Origin of the sequence: Oceanobacillus zhaokaii (assembly GCF_003352005.1) — a bacterium.
Taxonomy (GTDB): domain Bacteria; phylum Bacillota; class Bacilli; order Bacillales; family Amphibacillaceae; genus Oceanobacillus; species Oceanobacillus zhaokaii.
Window position 1 is genome coordinate 3,966,243 of sequence record NZ_CP024848.1, and the last position, 12,458, is coordinate 3,978,700.

General features: G+C 37.4%; 10 protein-coding genes. 2 read left to right on the forward strand and 8 right to left on the reverse strand.

Annotation, left to right across the window (positions count from 1 at the left end; translation table 11 throughout):
• Positions 1-78 precede the first annotated feature (78 nt).
• The gene (locus CUC15_RS19350) at positions 79-720 is read right to left on the reverse strand and encodes a response regulator (protein WP_114918230.1); all 642 of its coding nucleotides are present in this window, start codon (positions 718-720) and stop codon (positions 79-81) included.
• On the reverse strand, positions 721-1,548 hold the full coding sequence (locus CUC15_RS19355) for a sensor histidine kinase (RefSeq protein ID WP_114918231.1): 828 nt from the start codon (positions 1,546-1,548) through the stop codon (positions 721-723).
• A 179-nt stretch (positions 1,549-1,727) separates the two neighbouring features.
• Between CUC15_RS19355 and CUC15_RS19360 the strand changes: the two genes are divergently transcribed.
• Positions 1,728-2,306, forward strand: coding sequence for a copper resistance CopC family protein (locus tag CUC15_RS19360; RefSeq protein ID WP_114918232.1), 579 nt, complete (start codon positions 1,728-1,730; stop codon positions 2,304-2,306).
• Positions 2,307-2,309: 3 nt separating this feature from the next.
• Positions 2,310-3,401 carry a copper resistance D family protein gene (locus CUC15_RS19365; protein ID WP_114918233.1) on the forward strand — a complete coding sequence of 364 codons (1,092 nt, stop codon included), beginning with the start codon at positions 2,310-2,312 and terminating at the stop codon, positions 3,399-3,401.
• Positions 3,402-3,493: 92 nt separating this feature from the next.
• Here the strand turns inward: CUC15_RS19365 and CUC15_RS19370 are convergent, their stop codons facing one another.
• The 6 genes from CUC15_RS19370 to CUC15_RS19395 form a co-directional block, all read right to left on the reverse strand.
• Positions 3,494-3,928 (reverse strand): SRPBCC family protein, encoded by a 435-nt coding sequence (locus CUC15_RS19370; RefSeq protein WP_114918234.1) that lies wholly within the window; start codon positions 3,926-3,928, stop codon positions 3,494-3,496.
• 392 nt (positions 3,929-4,320) lie between these two features.
• On the reverse strand, positions 4,321-4,818 hold the full coding sequence (locus CUC15_RS19375; RefSeq protein ID WP_114918235.1) for an LURP-one-related/scramblase family protein: 498 nt from the start codon (positions 4,816-4,818) through the stop codon (positions 4,321-4,323).
• A gap of 296 nt (positions 4,819-5,114) precedes the next feature.
• Positions 5,115-7,457: a purple acid phosphatase family protein gene (locus CUC15_RS19380; protein WP_242985906.1), complete on the reverse strand. Its 2,343-nt coding sequence runs from the start codon at positions 7,455-7,457 to the stop codon at positions 5,115-5,117.
• Between the two features lie 435 nt (positions 7,458-7,892).
• The gene (locus tag CUC15_RS19385) at positions 7,893-8,915 is read right to left on the reverse strand and encodes a collagen-like domain-containing protein (protein ID WP_162800366.1); all 1,023 of its coding nucleotides are present in this window, start codon (positions 8,913-8,915) and stop codon (positions 7,893-7,895) included.
• Positions 8,916-9,069: 154 nt separating this feature from the next.
• Complete coding sequence (locus CUC15_RS19390) at positions 9,070-11,103, reverse strand: PKD domain-containing protein (RefSeq protein WP_114918236.1); 2,034 nt, start codon at positions 11,101-11,103, stop codon at positions 9,070-9,072.
• Positions 11,104-11,520: 417 nt separating this feature from the next.
• Positions 11,521-12,369 (reverse strand): pyridoxamine kinase, encoded by an 849-nt coding sequence (locus tag CUC15_RS19395; RefSeq protein ID WP_114918237.1) that lies wholly within the window; start codon positions 12,367-12,369, stop codon positions 11,521-11,523.
• Between the last annotated feature and the right edge of the window lie 89 nt (positions 12,370-12,458).

The window sequence follows — 12,458 nt, forward strand, 5'->3', positions numbered from 1 at the left end:
TGATTTTGAAGACATTTATTACCGCTGCCCTAGTCAGACTCAGGGAACTAAATAGTTTATCTTTAAGAATATCCACTACTAATTCATCAATCCTTGCTGAAAAGCATAGCTTGTCAGCTGCACCCGATTATCTAAATGAAGTTTACTTAAGATGTTTTTTAGATGACTTTTTACCGTATGTTCCGAAATAAACAGGGTATCCGAGATTTCTCTATTTGACAAACCTTTCGCTACCAATTGCAGCACTTCTAATTCTCGGTTGGATAAAGGGGTATTCTTTTTCGTGATTGCTTTACTTTGAGGGAATTCCTTTAAGATTTGAAAGGCAATTTCTTTGGACATAGGGACTTCATCTAAAGCAAAGGCTCTTAAATGATCACACCATACATCCGACTGAATATTTTTTAATAAATAGCCTTGAGCCCCTTTCTTTAATGCATCAAATAAATCTGTGATATCATCAGATACCGTAATCATCACAATTTTTACGTAAGGGAATTTGAGTTTAATTCTTTTCGTAGCCTCTAGTCCGTCCATTACTGGCATTTGAATGTCCATCAGAATAATATCCGGCATTAATTCTTCCGTAAGTTTAATCGCTTCTTCTCCATTCTTCCCTTCACCAATAATCAGAAAGTCTTCGTGTTCTTCCAGGATTTCTCGAATTCCTTCTCTTGCATGAACGTGATCATCAACAATTAGTATCCGAAATGGTTGCATCTACTTGCTCTCCTTCTTTAATTCAATAATGTTTTCATTATCTGCTTTCTTTATGGAAAATTCCCATTCCATATCTCTGGCTCTATCTTTAATGATTTGCAGTCCATAGCCTTTGCTCGATTGGAGTGTTTCATTTAAGAATCCTATTCCTTGATCCTTAACTTGGCAAATCCATCCATTATCTATTTCCTCTGAAAAAATCCATACTCGATTTGTCTTTGCATGTTTAATGACATTCACAACCGCTTCTTTTATACAGGCAAATAACTCTACTTTCTCTTTCGACGATAACGTGTTCTCCCTGATTCCCCAATCTAACTGAACATCCATTAAATGATGATTCTTAAGCTCTGTTACATACTGATAGATCGTTTCCGTCCAGCTAAATGTATCTTCATGGGGTAAGTATTTTAAGTTTGTAATAGCTTGACGAGTATCTTCGTGAACATGCTGTAATGTTTGCTTAATTCTTTGAAAATCCGCATCATGCTCGAGATGATTCTTCCTTCCGAACTTATTCATTTTTACGGATAATAGAAATAAAGATTGGGCGATTCCGTCATGGAGTTCCCTTGCTAACTTTTCTCTCTCTATAAGTGCAGCTTTCCTAGTCTTTTCCAGCCTCAGCTCTTCTTGGATTCTTTCTAAGATTGAAAATAAGTGCCGCAAAAATACGAGTGTAACGATAAAGACAAGTATCGGAGAAAGGAAATTCCCCATCTCCATTGAAATATATGAAAGGAGAAGTTCATGCCGAATATATTCCCATATGGCGATCGTAATCGTTGGGAGAAATAAGATGAGCCATTTGATTTGTTTATACTTCAAATCTTCACCGCTTTTCTAAAGTAAAATGTGTCTATATTTTATCATCTATCCAAAGGGTTTTAGCTAATTTGCTTTTAAATCACTCTTTAGAGGTATTATGTAATGTCTACATTATATTTATAATATCTAAAGGTGACTCTATCATATTTGTTGCCAAGACATGTAAGGGAGGAATTATTTTGAAACGTATATTTACCGCAGCAGTAGCAGCCTTACTAACAATGTTTATTTCTACTAATGTATTTGCTCATTCGCATTTAGGTGGATCAAAGCCAGCAGATGGTGACGTTGTAACGGAGCCATTAAATGAAATTGTTCTAGAATTTGACGGTCAAATTGAAGAAGGCAGCTTTATAGACTTAACAACAACTGAGGGACAAGCTGTTGAAATACAAGAATTTATTATTGGGGATGGCACATTAACAGGTACTTTAGCTGAACCACTTGCAAATGATGAATACCTAGCAAATTGGAGTATTATTAGTGCGGACGGTCACCCATTAGAAGGTGAATTCTCATTTACAGTCAATGCAGCAGTTCCTGACTCTGTGGAAGAAGAAGCTGAAGAACCAGGAGAAACAGAAACGGTTGAGGATGAAAAAACAACAGAATCAGCTGAGCAATCAACTGAAGAAGAAACATCAGCTTCAGCGAGTGAAGTGGAGGAAGATCCATCCTCTATGACAGTCACTCTAATTGTTCTATTAGTTGTCATTGCAGCAGTTGGTTTCTTCTTACTTTCTAAAAGAAAGAAATAATAAATGGACATATTAGTAATGATTAGTCAGGCACTTTTATATGTATGCTTTGCGGTCTTAGCAGGAAGTTTTATCCTTCTGCTTGTCCCAAGCAACTTTCGGCCTGATATCAAAATTCCAAAGTATTTCTTATTTATTAGTGCCATCACTCTGCCAGTTTTCGCATTTTTTCCCGTACTTGATATTATATTATTTATTGCTCCACGCTTAGGTTTAATTGAATCATTCAACATTGTTCTGACAACCTATACTGTTGGGACCGCATGGGTTTTTACCCTTATTGGTTCTGTTTTGTTAGTACTATTAATCACCTTGGCGAGGCCTAATGAAAAGGGCACCTTTGCTTTTTTAGGGATATTACTGACATTTGGGTTGATTTTAACAGTTGCTTGGTCAAGCCATGCGGGCGTAATGGATCCAATCACAGGGATTATTAGCGACTTTTTCCATTTAACAGCGGTTAGTATTTGGGTTGGTATTCTGCTTATTATTGGCTGGTGTGCGACCAATCATAATAATTGGCTTCCATTTTTAAATTGGTTTAGGATAGTCGCGATCAGTTGTTTAATAATAACTGCTCTCAGTGGTCTATTCTTAATGAATGTATTAGTGGATGGCTATACCGATTCTTGGATGGTTTCTTATGGGCAAGGGCTATTAATAAAACATTTATTCCTGCTGCCACTTATTTTTTATGCATTGGTGAATAGTTTAATTGTAAAATATAAAATATCAAAAAACGCTAAATTCAATCCGATTCCTTTGATTCGTGTTGAAGGTTTGATTTTACTAGCTATTTTTACAATTACAGCTATTTTTTCACAACAATCTCCACCTCACGGAAATTATTTAACGAATGTTGCAGTGTCACCTTTATTCCGTCTATTTCACGATGGCATTATCGATCCTGGCAGTACAATTGGCTTTGTTGTGAACGTAAATATAGTAATTTTCTTTTTCCTGGCCATTGTATTTATAGGATTAATGACATTATCGATTTACAAAAAAGCATCGATTATTATTACTTTTCTTTTTAGTTGTTTATTTGTGATGAGTATATACTTCATGTTTATGATATCGGTAGTAATTCGCTAAAATTATATTAAGATCATGTTTTGAACAATCTTTTTTCAAAACATGATCTTTTTTTGCTGCCATTTATCAAATATTGCAGGTCTGGACAGCCCCTAGCCTTCTTGGGCAGTTTCACTATACTTTTTAAAATTATCAAGTATCGCTTGCCACCCTGCCTGCTGCATCTCAATCGAATTCGTGTCTTCAGCTTCGAAGGTCTCTACTACCTTTGTGTCGCTTTCTTGACCAATAAATGTAATTTCAACCTTTCTTCCGTCCCCTAGCTTATAAGAAATAAGCTCATCTAGCTTCACTTCATCATAAACGCCAGCAAAATCAAATCCAAAACTGCCGTCTTTCGCTTCCATTCGCGTAAGGAATTTGCCGCCCACTCTTAAATCATTCTCAGCATTCGGTGCATGCCAGTCGTCAGAGGCTTTGTACCATTGTGTGATGTGCTGTGGCTTCGTCCAATAATGCCACACTTTTTCAACTGGTGCATGAATAATTGTCTCTACCGTTATTGTTTCTCTCTTACCTGTTTCCATTGTTAGCACCTCGCTATATTTTTAATTAAGTTAATAATATATGTAATCGATTTAATGTTCAACTTAGACTTATGGGGAATTTCAAGGTTGCTTTGAATTAGAAGGCCCATATTATTGAACTTGTCTGCTTAAGAAACAATTTTGCGTTATTGATATGGAAAACTGCCACAAAAAACCCTGCCGATTCTTTGTGAATCGACAGGGTTTTTTCGCAATAATTTATAAGATAAACATAGTCATCATGGTATCTGGAAAAAGATTTTTATTAACTAGCTCTAATATGAAAACCAGCTATTTTAGGGAAATGTTTTTCCCGATTGATAAAGCGATACTAAACTACGAAATCGCTGAATAGGTTAACTTGATAGTTATCCTAGATTTATGTCCTTATGTTAATCCGGTACTACTAAGGAAGCAGATTCCTGATCCGATTTCACACAATCAACGGCGACTACGAGCGCAATCATGAGAGTCTCCATCTCTTCATTCAATACTTGAACCTTGTAGCTATCGCCCCAGGTGAACCACTCCTTGCTCACTTCCCCAACGACTTCACCATGCTGGTACACCTGAAAGTTCATGTCCCACCAGTTGCCACGCACCTCAATACCTGCCGCATCAATCGTATAGCGTGCTTTAAAGAAAGAAAGCTCCTTCTTAATCGTTAACACCTCTCGATTATTCACCTCAACTAAAAACTTCGGTAAAAAGCTGAACATCTTCTTCGTAATCAGTGCTACTTCTTCCCCTGCTCTATTCCTAATGGAGAAAGACTTCGGAATTCGCATAAAACTGCCTTCTACGTAATAAACATCCTGCTCCTGCTGATCCTTTACCGTAAACTTGCCACTTAAACTGAATACCTTCTGCTTTATGTAAAGCTGCTTCATACTATACCTCCTTTGATATTGTATTGCTTAAATGCCAGCTTCTTTAGAAAAGATAATAATAGAAGTGAGGTTATATGTAGAAAAGAGAATAATATATTTATAGATATATTCAACGTATGATATCGGAATACCTTTTAAACGAAAAAAGTAAGAGCCGTAAAAGACAAACTGGTTCCTAGAACGTTTGATTTTGGATTGGACGAAAACATTGGTATAAAAAAGAAGCTCTGTAGATTTCTCTACAGAGCCTTTCCAAAAAGGAGAATCAGATATCTACACTTCTATAATGTTCTACTCTAATCAATTATAATTTCTTCTCCATTAGAATGGTAAAACTTAATTTCAGAGAGATCGACGCCATTCGGAATCGTCCATGATTTCACACCTTCAGCTCCTCTAATTTCATTAATTTTGTTCGTTTGAAGGCGGACCTCTTGAACCTCTTCTCCACTGAAATCAATTATGGCATCATGTTCAGATGGACTGATTGTAACAATTTTATTTTTTAATCCTGCTCCTTTTAATATAACCGATGTTTTTACAAAAATTCCTTCAATATTTTCTGTTGTTTCATCGATATTTACGGAGGAATATGGATTGTCAATCATTAATTTTTTCGACTTAGAGTTTTTAAGATTATAAGTTTTATTTTCTTCATCTTTTATTATTCCAAAAGCATCAACCACAAATGGTTCACCATTATTAATGTTTTGATCAATTTCATACGTGATTCCTGTCAACTTGTTTCCATCCACATTAAATTCAACAAAGTTTTGCACTTGACTTCTTACAGGACGAGAATCATTGCCTGGATCTGGTCCGTATTTAGCAGCACTATGCTCATCCGCTACTTCAAATAAATCATAGTATGATGGATCAATTTCTTTGTTTTTGTAGTACACTTTTGGACCAGCAGTATTTGGATTGACATAAATTGCTCCATCCGGATTCACGGAATACTCGACATCAATTCCATTATAGTTTTCCGTTACTTTATCAGCCTCTACCGCATTACCGTGTTGTATCGGTTTTGTACGGGAATAGATATGGTCATGTCCCTGTAATACTAAGTCTACACCTAGATCATATAGCATTGGAGGAATTTTCTCCCTGACACCATTTTCCCCCATGATATCGTTATCCGTTGCATGGTTTGAAGTAGTATATGGCCCTTTATGAATATTTGCAATGATCCAATTAATATTTTCATTCTCCTGAGCAGCTTTTATGTCTGCTTGTAACCATTCAATTTGTTCTGGTGAAAAGTTTCGGTATTCCTCTGAATCTTCATTTGTATTTAAGATAATAAAATGAGCATTTTCATAGTCATATGAATAATATGCACCTGTTTCTGTTGAAGAACCTTCTGGAGTCTTCACATTAAAATGTTCTATGAATGAGTTCTTATCTTCATCATGATTACCTGCTGAAGAAGCAAACGTTGTATTCATCAACGTTTCTTTTGAATGATCAAGTACCCATCCCCATTGGTCTTCGATTGCACCTGTGTCTACGATATCACCGTTTTGAAGAATAAACTCTGAATTCTCTACAGTTTCAATTGCTTTTGCAAATGTTTCGGAAGAGAGAATCGCTTCTTCTTCTGTCTTCGCTTGTGTATCTGTTAAGTTAATAAATGTAAATTCATCATCACCCTCTGCGGTTACAAACGAACCTACATCACTCCAAAGATCTAATGAAGCATCACCAACTCTGTACATATATTCTGTACTTGGTTCTAAACCTGTAGCTTCTGCCTTATGTACCACATATTCAGGAGCATTCGTTGATCGTTGATAATCTCCAGTAAACTTCATTGCATTTTTAAAGTTTGGCTTTCCAGAAGTTTTCTCAATTACTTGCAAGTCACTGCCTGCAGAGGCTTGTGATGTATACCAAGTAAATCCTTTTGAAGTCTTCGTATCACCATAGAAGGAAACGACTACTCTAGAAACTTCACCAACCGGAACATCGGGATTTGGTATTGGCGTGGTTGTCCAATCAATAATTTCCGGTACTTCTGTTACTGCCTTGAGTGACATTTCAAACCAAAGATCTGAGCTGTCTCCCCCATCCTGATGAACTTCCGCTGAGATAATATTTGTTCCTTCTTTTAGCACATCTGTTGGGATATAAAATGTTTCTTCCTTAACTTTAAATTTCCCTGGTGTATCATAATTAACTTCTACATCTTCTTCGATTCCTTTTCTAAATGCTTCTTCTCCATTAATGTAAACTACTGCTGCATCGTCTACATGAATGTAAACTTCCAGACCTTCATAGCCTTCTAGTGATGAAGCATCTACTTCTGTTTTAAAGTAAGTGGTCATATGCTTGTTATTTTCATCATCACCGAAACCTACTTCTGTACCTAACGGGATATTAGGATTTGTTTCTGAAACAGCGTCACCATAACCTAATGGTGCTTTACCTGTTTTCCAGCTTGAATAATCATAATCATTATTTAGCCATTCTGTACCAAGGTCTGTTCCTTGATCTGAATAGCTCCATTCAGCATCATATGGCAAAATAACACTATCTTTTAATTCTGCAGCTACTGTAAGCGGAATGGTGCTCACCATTAAGCATAAAACGACAAGCAGTGCTGCTAATTTTTTAAATCCTCTAAGAAAATTCATATTATCCTCCCTATTTTGATTTGTTTAGACAGTTTTAATTATATAGGAGAATAATGTAAACTATTTTAAGTAATTGTAAATTATTGTAAAGTTTACTATATAATAGGAGCCGTTTGTAAATTGATAAATCCCTCCATTCCCCTTGGTTGAATATAGTAAAAAAAGGTTTTAACAGAGCATGGTAATCACTCTTTATCCGATTAGATTATAATAGAAAAAGCGCAGAATCCTTTTATTATCTAGGTATCTGCGCTTTTATACTATGTTTAGCTATTACTTATGATAAGGATCAACGTGGTAATTTAAGAGGCAAAAAAATCGCATAGGAATTCTCAAGCTACTTTTTTGTCATCGAAGATGTTCTACTTAATGGTTATGGGGTCTGCATTTTCATTACTGGTATATACGGTTTTATTATTCCTGCTAAGCAGGCCACTATAAACCAACTTGAACAACTTGAATTACTGGTGTTGTATAATGAAAACCTTCTGGAATTTCAGCAACGAGCTTTACGACATCATCCTGCTGTAGGAAAAATAATTGAGTGGAGTGTAGATTTGCAGATGTAGTGGTCTTAGTTATAGAGGATGAGATATTAATTTGATTATTAACAGCGATTTCGAAGTTCGCTGTGTTATCCGATTCAGTCTCTGATATTACATCTACTTTATAGCTAATTTGGTATATCCCAGATTGTAAAATCTTTAATCCATCTTGGACTAATTCAACATTTTCCAGAGGTCCCGAAATGGTAAACATCACATTTCCACTTTGATTGCTAACTGATGGTGAATACGCAAACCCATAAGCTGCTGCTAATGTCCCCGTACCAGGTGGGCCTGGATTCCCTTTTGGACCTTGCTCTCCCCTCGGGCCTGGGTCTCCTTTTGGGCCTGGTTCTCCCTTAGGGCCTGGGTCTCCTTTTGATCCTTGTTCTCCCTTAGGGCCTGGTGCTCCTTTTGATCCTTTTTCTCCCTTAGGGCCTGGGTCTCCTTTTGGGCCCGGTTCTCCTTTTGATCCTTTTTCTCCCTTAGGGCCTGGATCTCCTTTTGGGCCTGGTTCTCCCTTAGGGCCTGATTCTCCTTTTGGGCCTTTTTCTCCCTTAGGGCCTGGGTCTCCTTTTAGTCCTCGTTCTCCCTTAGGGCCTGGGTCTCCTTTTGATCCTTTTTCTCCCTTAGGGCCTGAATCTCCTTTTGGCCCCTTTTCTCCCCTAGTACCCGGCTCCCCTTTTGGTCCTTTTTCTCCCTTAGGGCCTGGATCTCCTTTTGATCCTTTTTCTCCCTTAGGGCCTGGGTCTCCTTTTGATCCTTGTTTTCCCTTAGGGACCCGTTCTCCTTTTGGACCCTGTGGCCCCTTCTTTCCACGAGGTCCACGCGGGCCTTTTGTCGTACATGAGCATTCACATGCAATTGTACTGCACGTACAGTAAAATTGGTTGCAATAAGAACAATATGGCATATCTATTTCTCCTTTCCGTTTCGTTAGCCAGAGGGAGTGTTCCTTCGTTTCCCACTCTGTATTTAGTTGAATTTAGCTTATCAAGGCTCTAATAGTTTTAAACTCGAATTCTTTAGCAAGGGCTCAAAGTAAAGACATGATAAAATACTCTCTTTTATTGACGAATCGTAATAGGCACGTTGATTATCGTTCCTCCTGAGCTAGATTGAATAGAGATAGCTCGTGTTTCATTTGGTTGAACGCTAGATGGCTCAATTCGATACTCCCATTCTCCAAGTGCATTTACTGGTACTTCTGCAAGTATGTTTCCGTTTAGAGTGTTTCCTATATAAATGGTAATAAATACTCCAGGACCAGCAACATTTGATGTCCCTGAGATTCGCCATTCAGTATCTCTAGTTCTGAATTCAACTCGATTAACCGTTAAATTGTCAGGTAAAGTGGTAACTGCCATGGTATCCGATGATTGACCTCCAGGACCAGTTACTGTAAATCGAAAGGTCAGTTCCTCCAATTGTTTTGGAAAATTGAAAGTGGCTATTGGTGTATCTGCATTTATTATCTCTACAGGAGGACCTGATATTTGTTCCCAGAGAAAAGTTGTCACGTCTCCAGTAATACTACCACTTAATGTTACTAAAGAACCTTGTTGAACTTGTTGATCTGGGCCAGCATCGACAATCGGCTCTGGTGCAAATTCAATAACCTCTATGCTTACTGTATCGGAGGATGGTCCACCTTCTCCTTCTACCGTTAGTTGAAATACGAAAGTTGACGTGGTTTCTGGAGCTATAAAGGAAGGTGCAGCTGTATCTGCATTTACTAAAGTAACTGTAGGACCTGAAAGTTGAACCCATTGATATGAAGTAATTGGACCAGTTGAAGCTGTCCCATCTAATGTAACAGCAGTACCAAAAATAACTGTTTGATCTGAGCCAGCATTAGCGGATACAGCATTTGGATCAACAGGGGAACCAACCACAGTTATTGGTATTGTAAGATTTCCTCCCGCAGACGATTGAATCGTTATATTAGCTGGAATATTTGTTAGACTGATTTGCAGGCCATCAGATGGAATAGGTAAATCGCCTTGTCCAAAATCAGCTACTGTCAAATCAATTGGATGAAAGGAATCACTAGTACTTGCTTCAATCGTTAAAATTTGTGTGTCGTTATTATAGATTGCAGATGCAGATATAAAATCTACTGGAATGGACTCTTTCACACTTGGAGGATTATCGGTAATATTCGTTATTGTAACGAAGCTGGGTGGACTCTCACCTGAATATGAAACACGAGCAAAATACAGGCCATTTCCACCTTGTAATCTAGTAGTAAATAAACCTTCCCCAGACACCTCTATTTGTTGAGGACCAACATCTGAACTAGCAAATACGTCTATTACCCCACCTATCGCACTATCTTGCGTATAAGTAGTTCTTTCAACATCTACTCCAGAAATAGTCGAAATTTTACCTAATAGAGAAAAATTCCTTGTTTCAATAACGTTATCGGGATTTAATCCTGGTGTTGTAGCACGATCTGGAGAACCAATTCCAATACCAGGCCCTTCAATTCTAAAAATGTTTTGTGGTTCTCCAAATTGATCTATAAACTCGCTTCCCACAATGGGATGCAGTTTATCAGGGTTACCAATATAACCAGCGGGAGCTTGTGGTTCAACATTAGGATCCCATCGTAAAAAGGGATCGATACGGCTGTCTAGTACAAGTTCAAAGTTTCCAGGCGATATTCCAATATCTTCTGTAAAGTTAATTTCGCCAAAGCCGTCCCCGTCAGGCTCTGCAATGAAGGTATCCACTCCATATGGATGTGTCACCCTATACTCTTCATTTGATCGTAAGCCATCAACACGTATCCTTACACGGCCAAAAACAATTTGGTCGCCATCCCTTGGTACCTCATTTGCAAAGGCAGCCTCTAATGCTAATACAAGCCTTGCCCTTTCCCTTGTTCCCGTTTCCATCTCAGCTTCGGCCGAAAAATAAAAAGCCTCTCCCGGGTAATTATCGGGAAACGAAACGGCTTGATTAGGATTTGGAAGATCGGCTGGAGTTAAACCTGAAAACGGATCATTTGGATTTATATTTAATTGCAGTCTTAAACCATTTTCATCTCTATACCAAACAGGAAATCCATCAAAATCTCTTATAGGACCTACTTCCATAAATTAATATTCCTCCTTTTTATGTTATAACTAGTTCAGAAAATTTAGGTGGAAAATATATATTATATTACTTCATTGCTTATCCTCCATGTCTCCTTACTACTATTAATGAAATAACAAGGGGAAAAGTTCTAAAAATAAACAGCTGTCCCATGTATAAATCATCAGATAAGATTACCGTGGTTTTTAAATAAAATAAGGAGGGAAAAATAAACACATATACTTGTATATTGTCTAGAAAAATGAATAAATAATAAGATAAAGGGGGATAGTTAACCTTACCTTTTAAATAAGGAAACTATCCCCCTATAAATAAATAAGGAGAGGTTCTTCCCTCTCCTTATCCCATCTAATTTAATTTCTTAATTTATTTCTTTTTAAAAGTAAATAATTTGATTTCATTGATATTAGACCTTTTTATAATAACATTCCTAAATATTTCTCAAAGTTAACTCCCTCTACTTCAGGAATTTGTTCGAAGGAAGAATCTTTGATGGCCTCTGTCAAGAATGAGACTGCAAGCTGTACAGATTTTTCCAAGTCTTCTCCGCGCATCATGCTTCCCATAATCACGGATGCAAATAAATCACCAGTACCAGAATAGCTTTTACCATTAAACTGCATCTCTCGATAAAAGGTTTTATTTCCGTCCAAATACATATTTCCGATAAACTGCTTATCTGAATCTGCTGATGGAGGATTCACTCCAGTGATGATTACTTTCGCACCCGTTTCTTGCTGCAAACTATTCCCAGCTTCTTCGATCGCTTTTATATAATCCGATTCATTTGAGTAGCGATGGACTTTTTCATAAGACAATTCGGTTAACAAACAGCACTCCGTAACATTTGGTGTAATCACCTTTGCGCGCTTCACTAATTCTCTCATTTGCACCAGCAATTCATCGGTAAAAAGCTTATATACTTCTCCTGTATCGCCCATTACTGGATCAACAAGTAAAGCCGTTTCGTTTGCATGAAATTTATCTAAGAAATGAAAAATATTATTAATTTGCTCACTGCCAGTAACGAAGCCGGTATAGATTCCATCAAATGTTACGTGAAGCTTACTCCATTCCTCTGTGAAATAGTTCATCTTAGATGTAAAATCTTCGTAAAAAAAGCTTGGATAACCGGTTTGCGCAGATAGTACAGCCGTTGGTAAAGGACATGCCTGCACACCCATTACGGATAGAACCGGAATCGCAGCTGTTAATGAACATTTTCCGAAAGATGATAAATCCTGTAATACAGCAACTTTTTTCATAATAACCTCCATAAGGCCTATCTACCTTTTAGTAAAATCGGCATTCGCCAAGTGTAGTGCCATAATTATAGCACTACTTTTGAATCATC